At 33.7% G+C, this 25,021-nt stretch carries 20 protein-coding genes; 13 read left to right on the forward strand and 7 right to left on the reverse strand.

The features are described from left to right. Positions 1–10: 10 nt before the first annotated feature. The 11 genes from QMG60_RS07155 (at position 11) to QMG60_RS07205 (ending at position 17,910) form a co-directional block, all read left to right on the forward strand. Positions 11–799 (forward strand): hypothetical protein, encoded by a 789-nt coding sequence (locus QMG60_RS07155; protein WP_057117527.1) that lies wholly within the window; start codon positions 11–13, stop codon positions 797–799. Between the two features lie 1,115 nt (positions 800–1,914). Next, positions 1,915–5,037 carry a TonB-dependent receptor gene (locus QMG60_RS07160; protein ID WP_134139270.1) on the forward strand — a complete coding sequence of 1,041 codons (3,123 nt, stop codon included), beginning with the start codon at positions 1,915–1,917 and terminating at the stop codon, positions 5,035–5,037. A gap of 11 nt (positions 5,038–5,048) precedes the next feature. Continuing rightward, positions 5,049–6,557: a RagB/SusD family nutrient uptake outer membrane protein gene (locus tag QMG60_RS07165; protein ID WP_281867328.1), complete on the forward strand. Its 1,509-nt coding sequence runs from the start codon at positions 5,049–5,051 to the stop codon at positions 6,555–6,557. A gap of 19 nt (positions 6,558–6,576) precedes the next feature. Beyond that, positions 6,577–7,461 carry a hypothetical protein gene (locus QMG60_RS07170; protein ID WP_281867329.1) on the forward strand — a complete coding sequence of 295 codons (885 nt, stop codon included), beginning with the start codon at positions 6,577–6,579 and terminating at the stop codon, positions 7,459–7,461. Between the two features lie 154 nt (positions 7,462–7,615). Continuing rightward, positions 7,616–9,070, forward strand: coding sequence for a glycoside hydrolase family 30 protein (locus QMG60_RS07175; protein ID WP_134139274.1), 1,455 nt, complete (start codon positions 7,616–7,618; stop codon positions 9,068–9,070). A 92-nt stretch (positions 9,071–9,162) separates the two neighbouring features. Further along, positions 9,163–10,635, forward strand: a complete 1,473-nt coding sequence (locus tag QMG60_RS07180) for a glycoside hydrolase family 30 protein (RefSeq protein WP_281867330.1) — start codon at positions 9,163–9,165, stop codon at positions 10,633–10,635. Positions 10,636–10,664: 29 nt separating this feature from the next. Further along, on the forward strand, positions 10,665–12,140 hold the full coding sequence (locus QMG60_RS07185) for a glycoside hydrolase family 30 beta sandwich domain-containing protein (RefSeq protein WP_281867331.1): 1,476 nt from the start codon (positions 10,665–10,667) through the stop codon (positions 12,138–12,140). A 112-nt stretch (positions 12,141–12,252) separates the two neighbouring features. Next, positions 12,253–13,329: a glycoside hydrolase family 16 protein gene (locus QMG60_RS07190; RefSeq protein ID WP_281867332.1), complete on the forward strand. Its 1,077-nt coding sequence runs from the start codon at positions 12,253–12,255 to the stop codon at positions 13,327–13,329. A gap of 72 nt (positions 13,330–13,401) precedes the next feature. After that, the gene (locus QMG60_RS07195) at positions 13,402–14,238 is read left to right on the forward strand and encodes an endonuclease/exonuclease/phosphatase family protein (protein WP_281867333.1); all 837 of its coding nucleotides are present in this window, start codon (positions 13,402–13,404) and stop codon (positions 14,236–14,238) included. Next, positions 14,238–15,665 carry a glycoside hydrolase family 30 beta sandwich domain-containing protein gene (locus QMG60_RS07200; protein WP_281867334.1) on the forward strand — a complete coding sequence of 476 codons (1,428 nt, stop codon included), beginning with the start codon at positions 14,238–14,240 and terminating at the stop codon, positions 15,663–15,665. The genes QMG60_RS07195 and QMG60_RS07200 overlap by 1 nt, the downstream gene beginning before the upstream one ends. Before the next feature lie 13 nt (positions 15,666–15,678). Beyond that, positions 15,679–17,910 carry a glycoside hydrolase family 3 N-terminal domain-containing protein gene (locus QMG60_RS07205; RefSeq protein ID WP_281867335.1) on the forward strand — a complete coding sequence of 744 codons (2,232 nt, stop codon included), beginning with the start codon at positions 15,679–15,681 and terminating at the stop codon, positions 17,908–17,910. A gap of 55 nt (positions 17,911–17,965) precedes the next feature. Here QMG60_RS07205 and QMG60_RS07210 read toward each other — a convergent pair whose 3' ends face one another. Together QMG60_RS07210 and QMG60_RS07215 are read right to left on the reverse strand one after the other, a co-directional pair. Next, complete coding sequence (locus QMG60_RS07210) at positions 17,966–19,987, reverse strand: hypothetical protein (protein WP_281867336.1); 2,022 nt, start codon at positions 19,985–19,987, stop codon at positions 17,966–17,968. 141 nt (positions 19,988–20,128) lie between these two features. Next, complete coding sequence (locus tag QMG60_RS07215; RefSeq protein WP_281867337.1) at positions 20,129–20,386, reverse strand: hypothetical protein; 258 nt, start codon at positions 20,384–20,386, stop codon at positions 20,129–20,131. Between the two features lie 295 nt (positions 20,387–20,681). Between QMG60_RS07215 and QMG60_RS07220 the strand changes: the two genes are divergently transcribed. Both QMG60_RS07220 and QMG60_RS07225 read left to right on the forward strand, forming a co-directional pair. Then, a complete protein-coding gene (locus QMG60_RS07220) occupies positions 20,682–21,437 on the forward strand; it encodes an NUDIX hydrolase (RefSeq protein WP_281867338.1) in 756 nt (251 codons plus the stop codon). Positions 21,438–21,502: 65 nt separating this feature from the next. Continuing rightward, on the forward strand, positions 21,503–21,820 hold the full coding sequence (locus tag QMG60_RS07225) for an MmcQ/YjbR family DNA-binding protein (RefSeq protein WP_134139286.1): 318 nt from the start codon (positions 21,503–21,505) through the stop codon (positions 21,818–21,820). Positions 21,821–21,834: 14 nt separating this feature from the next. Here QMG60_RS07225 and QMG60_RS07230 read toward each other — a convergent pair whose 3' ends face one another. The 5 genes from QMG60_RS07230 to QMG60_RS07250 form a co-directional block, all read right to left on the reverse strand. Continuing rightward, positions 21,835–22,443 carry an alpha-ketoglutarate-dependent dioxygenase AlkB gene (locus QMG60_RS07230; protein ID WP_134139287.1) on the reverse strand — a complete coding sequence of 203 codons (609 nt, stop codon included), beginning with the start codon at positions 22,441–22,443 and terminating at the stop codon, positions 21,835–21,837. Beyond that, entirely contained in the window at positions 22,430–22,675 is a 246-nt protein-coding gene (locus QMG60_RS07235) for an Ada metal-binding domain-containing protein (RefSeq protein WP_134139288.1), read from the reverse strand. The genes QMG60_RS07230 and QMG60_RS07235 overlap by 14 nt, the downstream gene beginning before the upstream one ends. A 129-nt stretch (positions 22,676–22,804) precedes the next feature. Beyond that, positions 22,805–23,518 carry a 2OG-Fe(II) oxygenase gene (locus tag QMG60_RS07240; protein ID WP_281867339.1) on the reverse strand — a complete coding sequence of 238 codons (714 nt, stop codon included), beginning with the start codon at positions 23,516–23,518 and terminating at the stop codon, positions 22,805–22,807. Positions 23,519–23,593: 75 nt separating this feature from the next. Then, positions 23,594–24,436: a methylated-DNA--[protein]-cysteine S-methyltransferase gene (locus QMG60_RS07245; RefSeq protein ID WP_281867340.1), complete on the reverse strand. Its 843-nt coding sequence runs from the start codon at positions 24,434–24,436 to the stop codon at positions 23,594–23,596. A 103-nt stretch (positions 24,437–24,539) separates the two neighbouring features. After that, a complete protein-coding gene (locus tag QMG60_RS07250) occupies positions 24,540–24,998 on the reverse strand; it encodes a hypothetical protein (protein WP_281867341.1) in 459 nt (152 codons plus the stop codon). Positions 24,999–25,021 lie beyond the last annotated feature (23 nt).

Raw genomic sequence — 25,021 nt, forward strand, 5'->3', positions numbered from 1 at the left:
ATAGATAAATATGAAAATCAATAAAATATTATATCTTCTTTTGGCTCTTTTTACGTTGACTTTTTCAGCATGTGATCCAATAGTAGATGAACAGCATTTAACGAATTCTACTGACGTTGCTGGAGTTGAATTAGTAGCTACTCAAAGCACTCCAGGAGGGAATAAGATCACACTTAATATGAAAACTCCAGGCGTGACTGGATATTGGGATTACGGTTTAGATAAAGCACTAACAAATGAAGTGACGTTTGTTTATCCTATCCCGGGAAAAGCAACATTTACCTTTGTTGGAACTCTAGGCGCTGAATTTTTTACTAAGACAATTGATGTTCAAATTAATCAGTTAGATACTCCTTTAGACCAAGACTGGTATGATCTAGTTGGGACTAATACGGCTGCTGGTAAAACTTGGGTTTTTGATGGTACGCAAGGTTCTGGAAGATTATGGTGGTTTATGTCTCCAAACGGAAGTGCAGAAAGCGCTATGACCGCGTGGTGGAATGCTGGAGATTGTTGTGCTCCAAGCGATGCGCTTGGGAAAATGCATTTTGATTTAAATGGAGCAGCAAATTACAACCATTATGAAACAACAAGTGCTGCACCAACAAAAGGAAGCTTTAAATTGGATATCAAAAATAAGCAGTTAACTATCATAAATTCGAAAATGTTAGGTTCGGCTGCAGGAAATGCTGATGGTGTTTACACTATCGTAAGTCTTGAACAAGATAAAATGATTCTTTACTTAAATAATAGTGAAACATATGGAACAGGTTGGACATTTGTTTTCAAACCTCAATAATAATATTTCATGTTAGTTATTTTCGAAAAAGGAAGATTAAAAAATTCCTTTTTCGATTTTTCAAACATTTATATTTCATTCTTTAAAATGAAATATTTAGAAGATTTAAACTATGGTTAGTTTAAGTTAAGTTTATTGCCTGGGTAGCCCGTAATTTCGATTATGGGCTATTTTTTTTACTTCAAATTTCGGGTGCTAATTAAATTTTAAAGTATTCAAAGAGAACTACTTCAATAATAGGCCGATTTTAGAATCATTTATCGATTGAATACTTTGTAATTTTTACTAATTAACTAAAACGATTCTATCTTCATGTAAAGTCTTAAAACAAACGTTAAGACTTTTTTTTTTTCAATAAGAATGTAATATCTGTCGAATATCGATAGCTAGACAGTTAAACTTCTAATATTAAAACAACATCCATTCTATGCCTGTTTTTGTTAGCTATAACGTACGTTAAATGGTCAAAGCAAACCAATGCCATATGATTATATTTCTTCATAAAATCAATGTTTTTTATAGCATTTATAGATCAATTTGAGTTAGATCTAAAGCAACTAGAATTTAATTTACTTTTTAAAAAAGCTCAAAATAGTATAACTCCTTAAAGAATTTTACAGCCAAAATTTTTCTACTTACTTCCATAATCCCCATCATTTTTGAAGCTTATTTCTTATAAAATACATAAAAATAAGAATTTACCTATTTAAAAAATGATTGCTAATAATGTAAAAAAAGTATTGTAAAAATATCATATTCTCGGTTTGCTAATTTTTTCAAAATTTGTTTGTTAAGTTATTGTAAATATTTAGAAAATAATAAGTTATGGTGATATTTACAGTACTATCTCGTTGTAGTTTATGATGCTTTTTAGTAAGTTTTGGTCATTTTAACTATATGTAGTGTTTATTGATAATATTAACTTTTCATTAGTACTATTTTTTGTTTTTTTAAATATTTATAAATCAAATTGTTATGATTTTTTTGATGTGTTTTTATAATATTAAAATCTTTAATTTGATGTGTTTTTGTAATGATTTTTAAATGTGAAAAGTGAAAATTTAGTTTTAGTATTGCATCAAATTACTAATTAATTAACCAAAATTTTTAGAAAAATGAAATTAACAAAATTACTTGTTTTTTGTATTTCATCTTTATTATTCTCGGTTATAGCTGTGGCTCAAGATGTCACAGTAAGTGGAATAATAAATGATGAAAGTGGTATGCCTGTTCCAGGTGCAACAATTTTATTAAAAGGTACAACCAAATCTACTGCATCTGACTTTGATGGAAAGTTTCAAATGCAAGTACCTTCAAACGGAACTTTAACAATTACATTTATAGGTTATACTACAGTAACTGAAGCTGTAAATGGAAGAACTAAAATTTCAATTCAATTAAAACCAGAATCACAATCTTTAAATGAAGTTGTTGTTGTTGGATATGGTACTCAAAAGAAATCTGTTGTAACTGGTGCAATTTCTAGTGTAAAAGCATCAGATTTGGAAGATTTACCAATTACAAGAGTTGAACAATCTCTTCAAGGTAGAGTTTCTGGGGTTACCATTGCAGCAAATGCAGGACAACCAGGATCTTCTTCTACAATACGAGTAAGGGGTATTACTTCTTTTGGAAATAATGAGCCTTTATGGGTTGTTGATGGTGTAATTGTTGATTCGGGCGGTATTGGTTATTTGAATCAATCTGATATTGCTTCTATGGAGGTTCTTAAAGATGCGGCATCTCAAGCTATTTATGGTGCTAGAGCAGCAGCGGGTGTTATCCTTATCACAACTAAAAAAGGTAAATCTGGTAAAATGAGTGTAAATTATAATGGTTACACTGGATTTTCTGCTGCTGCAAGAAAACTGGATTTATTGAATGCTACTGAGTATGCGACTATAATGAATGAAAGATATGCTAATGGGTATACAGATACTAGTAAACCTTATGATCTTCCATATAAAAACGTTTCTTCTTACGGAGCGGGAACTGATTGGCAAAAACAAATTTTTAATGATAATGCCCAAAGAACTGGTCATGAATTAAGTTTATCAGGAGGAAATGATGTTTCTACTTTCTACGTTTCTTTTGGTTTATTAGATCAAGAAGGTATTGTAGCTACTCCAATTTCTAACTACAATAGAAAAAACATCCGTTTAAACTCAACACACAAAATTGTAAAAGGATTAACTTTTGGGCAAACTTTAGGTTATTCACATGAAAAAAATGTTGGAATAGGAAACACAAATAATGAATATGGTGGACCATTAAGTTCTGCAATCAATTTAGATCCAACTACTCCTGCCATTGTTACAGATCCAACTGTTGCAGCTGGATATCCGTACAATCAAAATTATGTTTTAAGAGATCCAAACGGAAATCCTTATGGAATTTCTCAAGTAGTAACTCAAGAGATGAGTAATCCTTTGGCATATATCCAAACAAAATTGGGTAATTATGGATGGTCTGATAATTTTGTTGGAAATGCTTACTTAGAATTAGAAGCTATTAAAGGCTTAAAAATTAGAAGTACCTTAGGAGGTAAATTAGCATATTGGGGTTCAGAAAGTTTTACTCCAGTATATTACTTTAACTCATCTACAATTAATGCGAAAAATAATTTAAGCAGAAATTCAAACAGAGGTTTTGGATGGAATATTGAAAATACTATTTCGTATGCAAAACAAATCGAAGATCATAACTTTTCAGTTTTAGTAGGACAAGGTGCTTATGTCGATAATATTACATCTGGATCTACGGTGACTTATTTTAATATTCCCTACACTAATTTTGATGATGCAACTTTCCCGAACGATCATCCACAAGACAATATTACTGCTTCAGCTTACAATGGTTATGAGCATAAAGTAACTTCATTATTTGCAAGAGCGAATTATGATTACAAGGAAAAATATCTATTTACAGGTATTGTACGTCGTGATGGTTCTTCTCGTTTTGGTCAAAATTACAAATATGGAACTTTCCCTTCATTCTCATTAGGATGGGTGCCAACTAAAGAAAATTTCTGGCCACAAAATAAGGTAGTAACTCAGTTAAAGTTTAGAGGAGGATATGGTATTACAGGTAGTGATGCTATTGGAGATTTCAAATACTTAGCAACTATTGGTTCAGGAAGAAATTATACTATAGGAGATCAAGGTTCAGTAGTTGTTGGTAATAGTCCAAATGCACCTGCGAATCCAGATTTGAAATGGGAAGAAACTAGTCAGGCAAACGTTGCTTTTGATATCACTTTCTTCAATGACTTATCATTAACAACAGATTTTTATGTTAAAAAATCTACAGGTATTTTACAAGATATTGACTTACCTGGTCACGTTGGTAGTACTGGTAGACCGTCTGCAAACATTGCTGACATGGAGAACAAGGGGGTTGACTTAGAACTTTCTTACCGTAAAAAAATTGGTAAAGTTGGTTTAAGTTTAAGTGGAAATATTTCTTATTTAGAGAATGAAGTAACTAATTTAGGAAAAGATATCCAGTTCATTTCTGGAGATGCCTCTTTCCAAAATATGGGTGCTGTAACAAGAACACAAGTAGGACAATCTTACAACTCTTTTTACGGATATAAAACCCAAGGAATTTTTCAAAATCAAGCAGAAATTAATGCTTACACAAATGCTACAGGCGGTTTAATTCAACCAGGTGCAAGACCAGGAGATTTTAGATGGCAGGATCTTAATGGTGATGGAAAAATTTCAGATGATGATAAAACTTTCCTTGGAAGCCCACTTCCAAAATACACATACGGTTTCACAGTTAATTTGGATTATAAAAACTTTGATTTGTTAATCTTTACTCAAGGAGCAATTGGAAACAAAATTTTCCAAGGACTTCGTCGTCTAGATATCACCGATGCTAACTACCCAGCTTCTGCTTTAGGTCGTTGGACAGGCGAAGGATCAACTAATACATATCCAATTTTATCAACGGTTGATAACAATAAAAACTTCTCAAACCCATCAGATTTCTATTTAGAAAACGGAGATTACTGGAGAGTTAAAACAGTTCAAATTGGTTATAATCTACCAAGTGATGTAGTTGCAAAGGCAGGTCTTTCAAAAACAAGACTTTATTTGACTGGAGAAAATTTATTAACATTTACAAAATACTCAGGATATGATCCAGAGATTGGTGGAGGAGTTTTTGGTATTGATAAAGGATATTATCCACAAGCAAGAACTGTAATGTTAGGTGTTAATTTACAATTTTAAAATTAAGAATCATGAAAATTAAAAATATAAGATATTCATTCATCGCCGCTGGATTATTACTTCTAGGCTCTTCTTGTGGTGAAGATTTTTTAACAGTTGAGCCAAAAGGGCTTCCGTTAGTAGACAATTATTATAAAGATGAGTCAGAAGCATTTTCTGCGCTGGTTGCTGTTTATGATATAATGGGTAAACAATCTAAAGGTTTTGAAAACATGATAACTATGCTAAATGCTGGTTCAGATGATTTTTATGCTGGAGGTGGTGGACCTGGTGATGGTGCTGGTATACATGCTTTTGATAATTATAAACTGGACAAAATAAATATGCCAAGAAGTTATTGGGGTGATTTTTTTCAGGGAATTGCTAGAGCAAATATTTTATTGGCAAAATTGCCAGGAGTAGATATGTCTGATGCTAAAAAAACACGTTTTGCAGCAGAAGCAAAAGCATTGAGAGGCTATTTCTACTTTGAATTAGTAAGAACATTTAAAAATTTACCATTAATACTGACTCCAATTTCGCCTGCTGAGGGATATAACGTTACTCAAGTTAGTCCAGAAGAAATTTATGCGCAAATAGAAAAAGATTTAATGGAAGCAAAAGCTGTACTTCCTAATAAAGTTGATGTTCCAACAGAGGGAGGTCGCCTTTCAAAAGGAGCAGTACAGGCATTATTAGGTAAAGTTTATTTGTATGAGGGTAAAAATTCATTAGCAGCTGCCGAATTTGCAGACGTAAATGGTACACCTGGAGGAACTAGCATGTACGGTTACAAATTGTTAACTAAATTCTCTGATTTATGGGTAATCAGTAACAAATTTAACTCAGAAGCTATTATCGAAATCATGCATACAGATAAAAGTAATGCAGACTGGGGATTCTGGGGAGGCGGAGCTGACGAAGGAAACTCTGTAAATATCATGGTTGGCCCAAGAGGATATGGTAGATCTGACTTAACATTACCAGATTATATTTCAGGATGGAGTTTTAATCCAGTAACTCAAAGTTTATACGATGCTTTAAAAGGAGACCCGCGTTTTAATTCTACAATTTTTGATTTACGTGCTCTTAAAGCATCAGGAGCAGCAGATTATGCGCCTGGTGATCAAGATACAGGATATTTCTTAAAGAAATTTATGCCTTTAAATTCAGACACATCTACAGGCGGAGGAGCAACAGCTTTAAATTACAAACAAGATACTTATGCAATTCGTTTAGCAGATACTTACTTAATGGAAGCAGAAGCATTAGGAGGAACTGGAGCTAGAGCACAAGCTTTATTAGATGCAGTAAGAGCTAGAGTTGGATTGGCTTCAGTGCCAGTATCATTAGATGCAATTGCTAACGAGCGAAGATTAGAATTGGCTGGTGAAGGACACCGCTGGTTCGACTTAGTTAGAACTGGAAAAGCAGCGACTGTTCTTGCTGGTGACGGATTTGTTGCTGGTAAAAATGAAGTTTGGCCTATTCCACAAAAGGACTTAGAAAATACTCAGTTAGTTCAAAATCCTAATTATTAATTAGTTAATACAATATCATATGAAAATAAATTTAATAAAAAAACAAGGTTTTTTAGCATTGTTTTTTATGGCAGCAGTATTAAGTTTAACTAGCTGTCAGCCTGAAGATTCTGTTACTAATAATGGATTAACTGATGATAATGTTGATGCATCTTTTACGATTACACCTGTTGAAGGAAAAGTAAATACTTATAAGTTGGTGGCTCAGCCAAAAGGAGTTTTAAAATCATTATGGGATACAGGAGCAGGAGCTTATGTAGGTAAAATGGAAGAAGAAATTTCTTTGCCAGATGCTGGAACTTACACTATTGTACATACTGCGATAGGTAGAGGAGGTGCTGAGGCTACAGCTTCAAAAGAAGTAGTAGTTGCAACATCAGATCCTTTAAAAGGAAATTTAGTGCAAGGTGGTTCTTTTGCCACTGCTGAAGATCAAGCAAAATGGACTGTACTAAAACTTAGTGCTACAGGTGCGGCATTTTGGTCATTTGCTAATAACAGTGCAACCATTCACTCTCCAGGAGGATGGGCACAAGAAGGAATCTACCAAGCAATTGATGTTGTAAAAGACAAAGAGTATACGATAGACATGAAAGTTTCTTCTACTAGTGGTTCTGATGAAACTTGGTTTGAAGTTTACGCTGGTAAATCAGCTCCACAACCTGGAGTTGAATACAAAGACAATAAAGTGATGGGATTAAGTACTTGGGATGGTTGTGCAAAATCAGGTTTTTCAGGAATGCTTTCTGTAGTTGGATGTGTGAAAAACGACGCAACAGGTACAGTTTCAAATGTTGTAAAATTCAATGAAAGTGGAAAAATCTATTTACTAATCCGTTCTGGTGGTAATACTTTTACAAAAGATGGAATCACAGTATCAAAAGTTGAATTCCGAGGAAAATAAAGAGTTAAGTTAAGTTTAAGTTTAAGTTTGGTTGTAAGTAGCCCATAATCATTATGAGTATGGGCTATTTTTTAAATTCTTTAAAAGAGATTAAAAAAATCAGTTTTAGATTTCTCCAAAACTTCAATTAAAAAACAATAATAATTGGGAGCGAATGAAAAAAAATAGTCTAAAAATTTTATGCCTTTTGTTTACAGCTGCATGTTTTGCACAACAACCAAAAACAAAAAAAGAATTTACAACCAATGGTAAAAAAATAACCGTTTACACAACTGCAGAAAATTCGAAGTTACGATTAACATCTACAGATAACTTAACTTTTTCGGCTGCAAAACAGCCCTTAGAAACAGAATTTTCGGTTTTTGTAGAACCTGCAAAAAAGTTTCAGACTTTTATGGGAATCGGCGGCGCTATTACAGATGCAAGTGCCGAAATTTTTGCTAAACTTTCAAAAGAAAAACAAGCAGAATTCTTAGATGCTTATTACGATAAACAAAAAGGTATTGGCTATTCTTTGCTAAGAACAACAATTCAAAGTTCTGATTTTAGCAGTGGAAGCTATTCTTATATCGAAGAAGGAGATAAAGACCTGAAAACTTTTTCTATTGATCATGATAAGCAATATCGTATTCCTCTAATAAAACAAGCTATTCAAAAAGCAGGTGGAAAGTTAACAACTTATGCTGCGCCTTGGTCACCAAATGCTTTTATGAAAAGTAATAAAAATGTACTAAAAGGCGGAACACTGCTTCCAGAATACTATCAGACATGGGCAAATTTCTATGCGAAGTTTATTAAGGCATACGAAAAAGAAGGAATTCCGATTTGGGGAACTTCTACACAAAACGAACCAATGGCTGTTCAGACTTGGGAATCTTGTATTTATACAGCAGAAGCTGAAAGAGATTTTATCAAAAACTATCTTGGGCCAACTTTGAAAAAAGAAAATCTAGGGGATAAAAAAATTATAATTTGGGATCATAACCGCGATTTGATGAATTACCGTGCTAATGTAATTTACTCTGATCCAGAAGCATCAAAATACGTTTGGGGAATGGGGTTTCACTGGTACGAAACATGGTCTGGCGGTGCGCCGCTGTTTGATAATGTTGCTAAAGTAAATCAAGCATATCCAGACAAAAAACTAATGTTTACAGAAGGATGTATAGAAAAATTTGATGCATCAAAATATCAATTTTGGGGTAATGCAGAACGTTACGGAATCAATATGATTAATGATTTTAATAACGGAACAGTTGCTTGGACAGATTGGAATATTTTATTAGATCAAAATGGAGGACCTAATCACGTTGGAAATTTCTGTTTTGCACCAATTCATGCAGACACCACAACAGGGGAGTTAATTTACACACCATCGTATTATTACATCGGACACTTTTCTAAATTTATTCGTCTAAATGCGGTTCGTGTAAGTACTGCAGTAAGCAGAAGCGCATTATTAAGTACATCATTTTTAAATGCAGATGGAACTATGGCAACTATTGTTATGAACCAGTCGGCAAATGAACTTACATATAATTTGATTATTGGAGCTGAAAAAGCGGTAGTTAAAATTCCGCCACGAGCTATACAAACGCTTGTTTATTAATATTTTGTAGTAAAGTAAAGAAGAAGGCTAATCTGAATCATCCTTATTAGTCTTCTCTTACTTTTAATTTAAAAACTATTTTTTTAAACAACATGAAAACAACATCAAAACTATTTCTATCTGCCTTTATCTTAATACAATTAAGCTGTTTTACTTCAACAGTAACAGCTCAAAAAACCAATGCTTCATCGCAAAAAAAAAATAAAATAAAGGTTTTTACTACTGCCGAAAATACCAATTGGAATTTATCATTATCCAATGATTTAATTTCAAATAACAATACTACACAACAAAAAACTTCAACAGTATCTATAATTGTAAATACTGAAAAAACAGATCAGACTTTCCTCGGAATTGGAGGAGCAATTACAGATGCAAGCGCGGAAGTTTTTGCTAAATTATCTCCAAAAAAACAAAGGGAATTTTTAAATGCTTACTACGACAAAACCAATGGCATTGGTTATTCTTTAGCCAGAACCAATATTCATAGCTGTGATTTTAGCAGCGATAGTTATACCTATATTGCTGAAGGAGACAAAGATCTGAAAACCTTCAATATCGATCACGATCGAAAATATAGAATTCCATTAATCAAAAAAGCAATTGAAACAGCCGGCGGAAAACTAACATTATTTGCAAGTCCATGGAGTCCCCCAGCTTTCATGAAAGACAATAATGATATTTTGCACGGCGGCGTTTTATTGCCTGAGTTTGCTCCATCTTGGGCATTGTATTATGCCAAATTTATAAAAGCATACGAAAAAGAAGGAATTCCTATTTGGGGTTTAACAGTTCAAAATGAACCAATGGCCAAACAAAGCTGGGAATCTTGTATTTATACTCCAGAAGCAGAAAGAGATTTCCTTAAAAACCATCTTGGCCCAACTTTAGAAAAAGAAGGTCTAGGCTCCAAAAAGGTTATTATTTGGGATCATAATAGGGGAGACATGCTGGAAAAACGTGCAAATCTTGTTTTTTCAGATCCTGAAGTTTCTAAATATGCTTGGGGAATTGGATTTCACTGGTATGAAACTTGGAACGGAGGTCCGCCTCAATTCGAATCTGTAGCAAAGGTTCATGAAGAATTTCCAAACAAAAATTTAATATTTACAGAAGGCTGTATTGAAAAATTTGACGCCAAAAAATATCAGTTTTGGGGAAATGCCGAGCGTTACGGAATCAATATGATTAATGATTTTAATAACGGAACAGTAGCATGGACAGATTGGAATATTCTTTTAGACCAAAATGGAGGGCCAAATCATGTTGGTAATTTTTGCTTTGCACCAATCCATGCCGATACCACAAAAGACGAATTAATTTATACGCCAATGTATTATTATATCGGGCATTTCTCAAAATTTATTAGACCAAATGCCAAAAGAGTAATAGAAACAATAAGCGATAAATCTTTATTGAGCACTTCTTTTAAAAATTCTGACGGACAATTGATTACTATCGTTATGAACCAATCTGAAAAAGAGATTGTTTATGCTATCGAAAATCAAACTACAAAAAATACTATTACAATTCCAGCACATGCTATACAAACTGTAGTGTTTTAATTGTGCACGCTAACTAAATAACCAAGAATATGAAATTGAATACCAAAAATACTATTAAAGCATTTTTCTTTATGGCAGCCATATTGGCACAAGTAAAATGCTCTACTTCAAATGATACGGTCGAAAATCCTCCAGTAGATCCACCTGTGGTAAATCCTCCAGTAGTGGTTACAAACGACGTCGATTTTTGGCTGACAAAATCAGATCAAACTGCTTTGCTGGCAAAACAGTCTGGAACATTAGGTTTTGGCACAACATCTAATTCATTTACAAATATTGAAGTAATCGATTCTCAAAAATATCAAACAATAGACGGTTTCGGTTATACTTTAACAGGCGGAAGTGCTTATGTGATTAACAATTTAACCCCAGTTAAAAAAAGTGATCTTCTGAAGGAATTATTCGGAACTGGTGAAAATTCTATTGGAATAAGTTACCTAAGAATCAGTATTGGAGCTTCAGACTTAAATGCTTCACCTTTTACATATGATGATCTTGCAACAGGAGAAACAGATTTAGATTTGGCAAAATTCAGTTTAGAAAAAGATAAAAACGGAGTAATTGCACTTCTGAAAGAAATTTTGGCTATCAACCCTAAAATACCAATTTTGGCCACTCCTTGGACAGCCCCGCTTTGGATGAAAGATAAAGACAGTTTTATAGGCGGTAAATTACAGCCTAAATATTATGATGTTTACGCAAAGTATTTTGTAAAATACATTCAGGCAATGAAGGCAGAAGGAATTACAATTGATGCTGTAACTCCACAAAACGAGCCATTGCACGACGGAAATAATCCAAGTATGTATATGTCTGCGGCAGAACAGACCGTTTTTATAAAAGCTAATTTAGGACCAGCGCTAAAAGCAGCAAATCTTGCAACAAAAATTATAGCTTACGATCATAACTGTGATAATCCAAATTATCCAAAAGCAATTTTGGCAGATGCCGATGCATTTTCGTTTGTCGATGGTTCTGCATTTCATTTATATGCGGGCGATATCAGCGCGCTTTTAAATGTTTACAATGCTTATCCGACTAAAAATATTTATTTTACAGAGCAATGGACTTCGTCGACCGGAGATTTTGGAGGAGATTTAAAATGGCATGTTCGAAACGTAATCATTGGTTCTATGAGAAATTATAGTAAAAATGCCTTAGAGTGGAATTTAGCCAATGATGGAGCATTCAAACCTCATACAGATGGAGGATGTTCAATGTGTAAAGGAGCTTTAACGATTACATCTAGTGAAAATTTTCAGAGAAATGTAGCGTATTATATTATTGCTCATGCTTCAAAATTTGTTCCGATGGGGTCTGTTAGAATTCAAAGTAATTCAAGTGGAGATTTACAAAATGTTGCATTCATTACACCGTCTGGTTCTAAAGTTTTGATTGTTGAAAATGATGGATCTGCAAACCAGACTTTCAATATAAAATATAATGGAAAATGGGTTACAACTTCGTTAGACGGAGGATCTGTAGGAACTTACATTTGGAAATAAAGGCTTTAGTTTGAAATATTTTGACTTTAATAGTAACAAAAAGCAAAAAACAAACAAATTATATCTATCTTGATATTCAATTTATTAACTACAAACCAATCTTAAATGAACCATGAAAACAATCAATCTTGTAAATAAGGCAGGTGTGTTTACACTAATCTTATTGTTTATATTTCAATCTTGCAGCAGTAACAATGATGCAGGCGATGATTCTTCGGTAAACGCTGCTCCTTCTAATCTTTCTGTACAAGTAGAACCTGTTGGTAAAACTGCAGAAAACCCAAATGGAGATGGAAGCGGGAAAGTACAATTGACTATCAGTGCTACTAATGCACAACTTTATAAAATATTGATAAATAATGAACTTAAAGAGATTACTACAGGCAGTTTAACTTATGAATTTACAGCATCGGGAACTAAAAGTTATCCTATAATTGTTTCGGCTTACAACGGATCAAAGTTTGTGAGCAGTTCAACTTCAGTAAATGTTTTTGTAGCCTGTAAAGTAATCTGGTCTGATGAATTTAATGTAGACGGATCTCCAGATTCTTCAAAATGGGGATATAATACAGGAACAGGTGACGGTTGGGGAAACAACGAATTAGAATATTACACCAATCGATCTGAGAATGTAAAAATTGAAAATGGAACCTTAAAGATTACAGCAATTAAAGAAAATTATTTAGGAAGCCAATATACGTCAACGAGAATGCTTACAAAAGGTAAATTTTCATTCAAATATGGAAGAGCCGAAGTTCGTGCGAAACTTCCAGTTGGCGGCGGAACTTGGCCTGCATTCTGGTTACTTGGAGATAATATTGATACTGTTGGATGGCCTGCCTGCGGAGAAATTGATATTTTAGAATCAGTTGGAAACACCCCAAATGTAATTCACTCATCATTACATTCTCCAGGGCGTTCAGGAAATACCCCAGACACAAAAACAACAACTGCCGCAAACTCAACTACAGAATTTCATATTTATGCTGCCGAATGGAGTGCAGAAAGTATCAAATTTTATGTAGATGATAATTTATTCTATACTTACAAAAATTCAAGTACAACTCCTTTTAACCAAAAGTTCTTCATCATTCTTAATTTAGCAATGGGAGGAAATTTTGGAGGAGCTGTAGATCCCAATTTTACAAGTGCGACCTTCGAAGTTGATTATGTAAGAGTGTATAATTAACATAACTTTTAAATAGATTTTTTTCTGTAAAGCTTGGGAAAAACTAGCTTTACAGATTAAAATTTTTTTAACATGAAAAAGATAAACAAACTTGTTTTAGCAGCGCTGTTTTTGGCAGTAAACTCATTTTATGGTCAAAACCTAAAAATCATGACCTATAATATCCGCTTAGATGTTGCTTCAGATGGAGAAAACGCCTGGCCAAACCGAAAAGATTATTTTACTTCTCAAATTGGTTTTTACAGCCCGGATATTTTTGGAGTGCAGGAAGCAACACCCAATCAAGTTATTGATATAGCATTGGCTTTGCCAAAATACAACAAATTTGGAATCGGCAGAGAAGAAGGAGGTTTAGGAGAAGCATCTTCGATTTACTATAAAAAAGATCGTTTTAAAGTAGAACAATCTAATACTTTTTGGTTATCAGAAACGCCAAACGTGGTTTCAAGAGGATGGGATGCAGCTTGTAATAGAGTTTGCACTTATGGACTCTTTAAAGATTTAAAAACGAAAAAAACATTTTGGGTTTTTAATCTTCACTTAGATCACATGGGAGAAGTTGCCAGAGTAAAAGGTGTACAGCTCGTTCTTTCTAAAATAAAAGAAATAAATACTAAAAACTATCCCGTTTTTTTAATGGGTGATTTTAACTCAGAGCCTAATACGCCGCAAATTGCCGAAATCAAAAAAGTAATGGATGATACTAAAGATGTTTCAAAAGAAAAGCCTTTTGGTCCATCTGGAACTTTTAATGATTTTAAACATAATGAACCCGTAACATTATTATTAGATTACATCTTTATATCAAAAAATAGCGGACTTACAATTCAGAAACATGCAGTGTTAAGTGATTCTAAAGATTTAAAATATCCGTCGGATCATTTACCTGTTTTAATAGAAATAGATTAATGAAAAACAGCATCAAAAAACTTCAAATCCTAGCTTTACTGCCATTAATTGCAATGCAGTTCAATTGCGGATCTTCAAAAAATGGTACAACTACTAATTCTGGAAAAGTAGAATCTTGGATTACTACTTCAGATGAAACTTCAAAACTTAAAAAACAGCCTGATTTAGTTTTTAGTGCAGAGACAAATTCAAATCAGACAATTGAGGTAAATCCTTCGGAGAAATTTCAAACCGTAGAAGGTTTCGGGTTTTCACTAACCGGCGGAAGTGCCCAGGCAATTATAAAACTAGATAAGCCAAAGAGAGAAGCTTTGCTTCAGGAATTATTTTCTAGAAAAAATGATGCCATCGGTTTAAGTTATCTGCGAATTAGTATTGGAGCATCAGATTTGAATGAGAAAGTTTTTTCGTATGATGATGTGCCGGAAGGCGAGACAGATTTAAAATTGGAAAAATTTAATTTAGGACCAGATTTAGAAGATGTAATTCCGGTTTTAAAAGAAATTTTAGCCATAAATCCTAAAATTAAAATAATGGGTTCTCCGTGGTCGCCTCCAGTTTGGATGAAAGATAACGGAAGCTCAAAAGGAGGAAGTTTACAGCCAAAATATTATCAAGTGTATGCTGAATATTTTGTAAAATACATTCAGGCAATGAAATCACACGGAATTGTTATTGATGCCATTACACCTCAAAACGAGCCTCTGCATCCAGGAAACAATCCAAGTTTATTGATGCTGGCAGAACAGCAGGCAGATTTTATAGGCAATCATTTAGGTCCCGCTTTCGCGAAAGCTAAAATCAAAACCAAAATTATTGTTTACGATCACAATTGCAACAAACCCGAATATCCTCTAACCATTTTAAAAGATCCAAAAGCAAATCCGTTTGTTACAGGCTCTGCTTTTCACTTATATGAAGGAGATATTAGTGCTCTAACAACAGTTCATAATGCTTTTCCAGATAAAGATTTGTATTTTACCGAACAATATACGGGAACAGGAACAAATTTTGAAACTGACTTGAAATGGAGTGTCAAAAATGTAGTAATTGGTTGTATGCGTAACTGGAGTAAAAATGCACTTTCGTGGGGATTAGCAAATGATGAGTTTTACAAACCTTTCACCCCAGGAGGATGTTCTACTTGTAAAGGCGCATTGATGATTGATCAAAATCAAAATATCAAAAGAGAAGTGGGATATTATATAATAGGACATGCTTCGAAATTTGTACCAGAAGGTTCAGTAAGAATTGGAAGTAATATAGTAGGAAATTTACACAATGTTTCTTTCAAAACTCCGTTAGGACAAATCGTTCTGATTGTAGAAAATGACGGAGCTTCAGCAGAAACTTTTAATATTAAATACAACCAAAAACAAACCTCAACAACACTAAACGCTGGTGCTGTAGCTACTTACGTTTGGTAAACAACTTAAACTTATGAAGAAAGTAACCACAATTACGTTGTTGCTGTTTTCGCTTTTTGCGTCGGCACAACAGCAGACAATAGATCAGAAAGTCAACGATCTATTGAATAAAATGACAATTGAAGAAAAAATTGGACAGTTAAATCAGTACACAGGAGATAATCAGGCAACTGGACCAATTACAATTAATCCAAACAAACAATCCGAAATCAAACAAGGGTTAATAGGCTCTATGTTAAATGTTGTTGGAACAAAATATACCAGACAATATCAGGAATTAGCCATGCAGTCAAGACTTAAAATTCCGTTGTTATTTGGTCAGGACGTTATTCACGGTTACAAAACTACATTCCCAATTCCGCTTGCAGAAGCAGCGAGCTGGGATTTAGAAGCAATCGAGTTAGCGGCAAGAGTTGCAGCTACAGAAGCAGCGGCGAGTGGTATTCACTGGACATTTGCACCAATGGTAGATATTGGCCGTGATCCGCGTTGGGGACGTGTAATGGAAGGAGCTGGAGAAGATACTTATCTAGGTTCTAAAATTGCTTATGCAAGAGTTAAAGGTTTTCAAGGAAATAAACTGGGCGATTTAAATTCGGTTATGGCTTGCGTAAAACACTTTGCAGCTTACGGTGCAGGTGTTGGCGGAAGAGATTATAACTCTGTAGACATGAGCGAAAGAATGTTGTTTGAAACTTATTTACCTCCTTTTAAAGCTGCTTTAGATGCAGGTGCAGCAACATTCATGAATTCATTCAATGATATTAATGGAATCCCGGCAACAGGAAATGCTCATTTACAAAGAGATATTTTAAAAGGAAAATGGAATTTCCAAGGTTTCGTGGTTTCAGACTGGGGATCAATTGGCGAAATGGTAGCGCATGGCTATTCTAAAGATCTTAAAGAAGCCGCTTATGCTGCCATTACTGCCGGAAGCGATATGGATATGGAAAGTAATGCGTATCGTCAGAATCTAGCTCAATTAATAAAAGAAGGCAGAGTTTCTATTGATTTAGTGGATGATGCCGTAAAACGTATTCTTCGCAAAAAATTTGAATTAGGATTATTTGATGATCCTTACAGATATTCGGATGAAAAGCGTGCTGAAAAAGCCTTGTCAGATCCAGCAAACAGAAAAGCAGCACTTGAAGTGGCGCAGAAAAGTATTGTTTTATTAAAAAATGAAAACCAGACTTTACCAATTTCAAAAAATGTAAAAACTATTGCTTTCATTGGACCAATGGTAAAAGAATACAAAGAAAATATGGGATTCTGGTCTGTAGAACTTCCTGAGGTTGATTATAATAAATGGATTGTTTCACAATGGGACGGTCTTCAAAATAAAGTGGGTAAAAATACAAAGCTCCTTTACGCTAAAGGATGTGAAATTGAGGGAACAAACAAAGACGGTTTTGCCGAAGCTGTTGCAACTGCAAAACAAGCCGACGTTGTGATTTTGAGTATTGGGGAAAGACGCGACATGAGCGGTGAAGCAAAAAGCAGAAGCGACCTTCATTTGCCAGGCGTTCAGGAAGATTTGGTAAAAGCAATCCAAGCAACAGGAAAACCAGTTGTCGTTTTAATTAATGCAGGAAGACCTCTTGTTTTCAATTGGACAGCAGACAATGTTCCTGCAATTGTTTATACTTGGTGGCTGGGTACAGAAGCTGGAAATGCAATTGCAAATGTTTTATTTGGAGACTACAATCCGTCAGGAAAACTGCCAATGACTTTCCCGAGAGAAGTAGGGCAGGTGCCAATTTATTACAATCATTTTAGTACGGGAAGACCAGCGAAAACAGAAAGCGAAACCAATTATGTTTCGGCTTATATCGACTTGAAAAACTCTCCTAAATACCCTTTTGGATACGGATTAAGTTATACAAAATTTGATTATTCTGGTTTGAAATTATCGGCATCAAAAATAAAAAGTAACGAAACGATTAAAGTTTCTTTCCAATTATCAAATGTTGGAAAAGCAGCTGGAGAAGAAGTAGTTCAGTTGTATTTGAAAGATAAATTTGGATCTGTTGTGAGGCCAGTTTTAGAGTTGAAAGACTTTAAAAAAGTGAAATTAAATGCAGGAGAATCTAAAACAATTGAATTTACAATTGATAAAGAAAAACTTTCTTTCTACAATGATAAATTAGAGTGGACAGCTGAGCCAGGTGATTTTGAAGTGATGATTGGGGCTTCCTCTGCAGACATTAAATTAAAATCTGATTTTGAATTACTGGCTAAGTAATAATTTACTTTTAATAAATAAAAATGGGGCCGTTAAGCCCCATTTTTTATACAAATTATTTAAGACGTTTTTTAAAGTTGAATTTTATAAGATTAAGCAAACCTTGCTCTATAATATCAATTCCTACTCCAAAATTGCTGTCGGCAATCGTGTGATGATCTGTTCTGAACTTTTCAAAATCAGCTGCAGGAATTTCTAAATTAACCAGCGGTTTAAAATCTACAAAAATAGAGGCACTGTTTTTAGTTACTTTTTTACGGCTTGTATAATCAAAATAAGGATTATTTATGTTGCTTTCCTGGCGCGTAAATTTCTCTTCGGTATCTATTTTCTGATCTGTATGGAGATTGATTTCATATTTTTCGTTATCAAAATTATGCCAGAACGGAACATCGGTATGCATAAAATCGCGCGCATTATTCTTCACCACATTTCGATCAAAATACATTAAAAAACGATTCTTTTGATCATCTGTAAAATAAGGATTTTCAATAGATGAATTGTACTGAATTGTAAACTCATTCAGCATTTTATCATCACTGACAATTTCAATTGCAGCGTCTTTAAATATCGTTCTAATATCAGTTCCGTTTCGGTCACTAGAATAATTTAAAGTATAAAATAAGAAATTGTTCCAACTGTCAATTATTTCCCTTTTATTCGTGTTCTTAAAATATTTACGCATGTAATTGGCACGGTTTCCTTTGTATGTAGTAGTCAATTTTAGATGCCCTTCATTATTTTGCGCACTAAAATCTACTTTTTCATTAATACCATAATAAGAGAATCTATGTGGTTTTCTAATTTGTAACTGCTGGTTTGGTTTTACTTCCAAATAATGCATAAAGTAAATAAAACAGCGATTTTCAATCAGTCCAAATTCATCTCTGGTTGTAGCATCAATAAAATAAGTTTCATCCTTATAATTGATTTTTACAATCACATGATTAAAAGTAAGAAGAGAAGGCAGATAATGTTTGATGTAATGATCTGAATTGAAGTTAACCAATACAACAGACGAATCTATATTGATATAATCTAAAACCACTTTTAGTAAAACAGATTTAGCCTTGCAATCTCCCTGTTTGTTTTCATACGTAATAGCAGGTTCTTGCGGCTTATGCCCATTCATTTCATCAGCATTAAAAATATAATTTACATGGTTTTGTACATATTCTATAGCAAATCGAAGCTGCTCATCCTTATCTGAAATTGCATCTAGCTTTTCTACCAGCTTAGGAGCAAATTCTTTTAAAGAAGCGTTAGAGTAAATTTCGTCGTATAAAGGTGAAATATAATTAGATAAATCAGTCCAATTACTATCTGTCGCAAAATCAATATAAGGAGCAATTTCTCTGTTGATATCAAAAGAGTTGATGTAATTTTCTTTTTCAATTACAAATCTTTCTCCCTTTTTTAGATAATTAATTTCCGGTTCCAAAACATTTCCAGCGTTATCTCTATAGAATGTTTTCTTGTATGCGATTGGAGCTTTTCGGTCATTAATAAAAGTAAATTTATAATTTCCGTAAGCCCAGTAAGTACTTGGAGTTACGTAAACATATTTTAAATATTCTTTTCTAAGAAAATCACGATCAGTAAAAACTTTTACTCTTGAATCTTCAGCAATTAGAATATCATAAAGACGTAAATCTTTAATCGTAATATTTATTTTTTTAGTACTGCTCAAGACACCGCCTTCACTTTGATTTTCATTGTCCAGAACTTTAATCTTTGTATCTGGGATTTTATCAATCAAAACGCCGTCTCTAAGAACACTAATTCTGTGTATAATGAAGGTTTCATTTTCTTCAACAACAACATCTTTTACAGAAGCACTTTCTAGATTTGAAGGTTCATTAAGTGTATAGGCTACGCAGGCATATTCGCTGTTTTCTGTATCACTTGTATAGTAAATTTTATCTAAGAAATAACAGAAGTCTCTTCCTTCGTCAACCTGTTTATTTGAAAAGTCAGATTCTTTTATGTATCCAATTAGTTGATCATCATTTATTATTGAAGCCCAGTTTTCTGGTTTTTGAATTTTGTAACTTTCTGTTTCAATGGTATTTTCCATGTTATTTTTTATATGTGTATTCTTACTTAAAGCGAAAATAAGTAATAATGCGCTATTTTGCCTTATAATAATATGAAATTTATGGAAATAAAAAACCTCACGTGAGAGCGAGGTTCTATAAATGATTAGGTTGAAGGGAAATTATCTCAAGACAGTATTTATAAAATCCATAGCGCCAATTCCTTTATAAGAAGCATATAAAGCTCTTTCATAAGCTTCTTGTTTTGCTTTTTTATTTTTGACATCAGTTTCGGTAATCATTTCATTGAAAATTCTTTCCTGTTCTTCACTATATTTTAAAGAAGCTTCCAGAAGATATGTTTTTGAAACAAAGCCGAATGAACTCCAGATTTTTGTTCTAATTTTTTGATTAATATTTTTTAACGGATTGGCAATCATAACTCCTGTATTTTTAAACTTTCAATTTTTATCTTTGAGAAGAAACAAACTGATTTTTAGTAGATTTCTATAAATTAAGATTAGAATTTAACAATTCAGATCTGTAATGTGTTATTATGACGCAATGTAATTATTTTTTTTAAATTTGAACTTTAAATTTTAGTTAAAATTGTGATTCATACACTTCTCTATTTTATTAAGAAATGCAACTCTGTTTCGCAAAAGTAATTCGGTTTTATAAAAATGAAGTAAATTGCACTATTATTGAAAGAAAGATTTACCCTTAAATATTCGAATGTTAAAAGACATTATAGACAATAATGAAAATTACCAGCCTGGACTTTCTATCGATTGTGTAATTTTTGGTTTTCACGACAATCAGCTTAAAGTTTTATTGTTAAAAGTAGAACGAGCAGATAAATGGTCTCTTCCCGGCGGATTCATTCCAGTGGATCAGGATATAGATACTGCTGCCAATACGGTCTTAAGCAGTCGAACTGGAGTAGAAGGTGTTTTCTTGAGACAATTTGCGACTTTTGGAAAAGTAAAACGTAATGCACAGCATTTTGACAAAAAGATTTTAGAGTATTTACAAATAGAGGAAGAAAAAGGAAAATGGCTTACGCGCCGTTTTGTTACAATTGGATATTATGCATTGGTTGATTTTTCAAAAATTCTTCCAAATCCGATGAACAGATATGAAGTTGTAGAATGGATTGACCATAAAGAAGTTCCAGAACTTATTTTAGACCACCGTGAGATTCTCGATAAGGCGCTGGATACCTTAAGGGTTGAGTTGAATTTAATGCCAATTGGATATAATTTACTGCCAGAGAAATTTACCATTCCAGAGCTGCAGAAATTGTATGAAACTATTTTGGACAAAAAGCTGGACCGCAGGAATTTTTTACGTAAAATCACGAATATCGGAATTCTAACGAAGCTAGACGAAAAGAAAAGCAACGTTGCACACAAAGCACCAAACTTGTATTCTTTTGATAAAGAAAAATATGATGAGGTTTTAAAAAATGGACTGAATCAGGGATGGTAAAATTAATTTAACCGAGACATAAATGGTTTTTAAAACTTGTTACGTCTGATAAATAATTTACGATTATGATCTCAATTGAAACATTTAGAAAATTAGCATTATCGTTTCCAGATGCATCCGAAGAGCCTCATTTTGAGAAAACCTCTTTTCGTGTCAAAAAGAAAATCTTTGCCACTTTTGATGAAAAGAACAATCACGCTGTTTTAAAATTAAACGAAATCGATCAATCGGTTTTTTGTGCATCGAGCGAAATGATTTTTTATCCCGTTCCAAATAAATGGGGTAAACAAGGCTGGACTACTGTGGAACTTTCAAAAGTACGACCAGAAATGTTCGAAGATGCGTTAATACGTTCGTATCAAAATGTTATAGGTAAAAAGTAATACTATTCGAAATTCTATTTGACAATTGTTCTAAAAGTCAAATTTACCCTTGGTTTTTGAGTGGTTTTAGTTGGCGGTAATCGATGCAGCCAATGGGTCTGCGTTTCATCTTTCATAACCAATAAACTTCCATGTTCTAAAATCAGTGAAACCGTTTCTTTGGTTTCTTTATGTTTGAAAGCGAATTTACGTTCAGCGCCAAAACTTACCGAACCAATAGCGCCATTTTTTTTCAAATCTTTTTCGGCATCACTGTGCCAAGCCATTCCTTCTTCGCCAGAATGATATAAATTCAACAAACAAGAATTAAAAGTTTCTCCTGTTTTTTCTTCTATAGAAGTTTTTAGTTTTAATAATTCGGTTGTCCACGGAAGTGCTTTTTTCGTAGTGTTGGAATAGGTATATTCAAATTCCTTATCGCCGTACCACGCTACTTTTCGTTTCGTTAAAATTAGTTTTCCAAAGATAATGGCTTCATCATTTTTCCATTCAATTGTATTGAGCAAAATATCGCGATAGAAATCAGCTTCTTCTCGTGAAAACAATTTTCCGTAATAATTTACAGTTCCATCCTTAGGAAGCAAATTCGTAGTTTCGTCTATTTGGGGATTAAATAAGTCCATTTTTCCATTTTAAATATTCGGATTTCATGCAATGTCCGCAAGGCCTGAATCCATTATTTCGAGCTTGATTTTCAGAAGAAAAGAAAACCCGATTTTCGCGTTTCATTCTTTTTCCCGAAGAGCATTTCAGCGTTCCGTATATTTTTAGTTTTCGGTTGCCGCCAAAGCAAATTTCCGCATTTTTAATTTTACGGAGCAATTCAGAATCGGTTATTTTTTGATGATTAATCATGAAGTGGTAAGTTTTGTATTGTAGAGACGCACAGCAGTGCGTCTAACGTCACGTATCTCCACAAAGATTCTTTGTCGACAATCTTTGCGGAGACGCACAGCAGTGCGTCTCTACAGAAATATTGGGTGTCTATGACAACGCATCATGAAAAATAATTCCCAACGTATAACGTTCACCAGAATGAACTTCACTGACACCATGTTTCATGTTAACTCGATAATATCCTTTTGTTCCTCTTACAGGTCTGAAGTTAGTAGTAAAAACCAAAACATCTCCTTTTTTTGGTTTTAAAACAATTGCTTTCGATTGCGCTCTTGGCGTTTGCTGCGTTAATATAAATTCTCCGCCTGTAAAATCTTCATCAGGTTCTGAAAGAAAAAGTACAATTTGAATGAGGAAATAAATATCACCATACAGATCTTGATGCAAAGTATTAAATCCGCTTTTTCCATATTTTAAAATCAAAACCGTCGCCTTCAATTGATTATTGTCATGGCATTGTTTCAATAATTCTTCATGTTTTTCAGGAAAAAAAGTATTGATGTTTAGAGCTTTCATCCAGGCATTTGCAATTGGTGCCAATTTCGGATAAATAGAAGTTCGAATATTCTGAATCAAATCGGGCAGAGGATAATTGAAATATTTATATTCACCTAAACCAAATCGATAACGCTCCATTACCACAGTTTTTCGATATGAAGTTGGATTATCATAGTCGAATTTTAAATCTTCGCATTCTTCGTTTGTGAGAAGATTTGGGATGATAGAGAAACCACTTTGGTGCATAGATTCGGTGATGCTTTCCCAGTTTTGAGAAGCAATTCTAGATTGTATAGTTTGCATAGCAATTGGATTTTATGAAATTTTCAATGAAGGTTAATCATTGAAATTTGGAATTCGAAATTTGGAGTTTTATTTTTATGGATTTACCTGTGCGCCTTCCCAGCCAATTATGGCCGTTTTTCGGGTATTTCCCCACATATATCCGCCAAAAATTCCAGAAGACTGAATCACGCGGTGGCACGGAATTAAAAACGCAACAGGATTACTGCCAATTGCAGTTCCTACCGCGCGAGAAGCATTTGGTTTTTCAATTTGCTGTGCAATGGAACCATAAGTAGAAAGCTGTCCCATTGGAATTTTTAATAAAGTTTCCCAGACTTTCAATTGAAAATCGGTGCCTTTTAAATGCAGTTTGATTTCAGATAATTTGCTCCAGTCGTTTTGAAAAATAAATAGCGCATTTTGTTGTGCTAAATCTAATTTTCTTGTGAAAGACGCATTTGGGAATTTGTTTTTTAAATCCACAAATCCGATTGTTTCATCTTCGGCGAAAGCCATAAAACAAACGCCTTTTTGAGTTGACGCAACAATTATATTTCCAAACGGACTTTCGGCAAAACTGTAATTTATGGCGAGATTTTTTCCTCCGTTTTTATATTCCGCTGGAGTCATTCCTTCGATATTTACAAACAAATCATGGAGTCGGCTTGTGCCGGATAAACCAGTTTCATAAGCTGTTTCTGAAATCGTTGCCTGATTTTCTTTGAGTAGTTTTTTGGCGTGTTCGAGACTTGTATACTGCAAAAATTTCTTCGGACTTGTTCCTGCCCAATCGCTAAAAAGCCTTTGAAAGTGAAACGGACTCAAATGCACTTTCCCGGCAACCTCATCAAGATTGGGCTGCTCTTTAAAATTAGCTTTGATATAATCTATAGCTTCGGCGATACGATTATAATTGATGGTTTCCTGTGTGTTCATCTTCTTCAATTTTATAAGGCAAAGATCGATTGGTTTCTACTGCTATAAAATCCGAAACTTGCTTTGTTTTTTAATCGCAAAATCACAAAGGGACACGAAAGATTTAAACTTTGTTAATCTCATTTAAATCAATTTTTTGACGAAGCTTTTCGGTAACCGGGTCGATATACCGATAGGGGATATTGGGGCCTAAAGGCCGAAAAGGACCGTCTTTGTGATTTAAAAAAGCCGAATACCTGCCACAGCATTCTAATGTCACATAACTAAAATCAGAATCGCAGCTGCTAACCTGAACATTAATCCATTGTGGAACCTTACCATTTCTCCATAAATAATCAATTACGGCTGACTCTGAGGCGGGATTGACAGAACTTGTTTCGTCAATTTTATCATCTGGGAAAATTTCCTCGTCATTTTCTAAATCATTTTTATCAAATGAGCAGTTCGTTTTAATTATGAATTTATAACTCGCAGGTAATTTATTTATTACCATTTCTTGAGTGAAATCTATAAGTCCGTCAAGCGCTTTTTGTAAATTTTGTTTGAAATCTTCTTTTTCCATATTATTTTATTCAAAAAAAAGAC

Source organism: Flavobacterium sp. GSB-24 (assembly GCF_027924665.1).
Lineage (GTDB): Bacteria > Bacteroidota > Bacteroidia > Flavobacteriales > Flavobacteriaceae > Flavobacterium.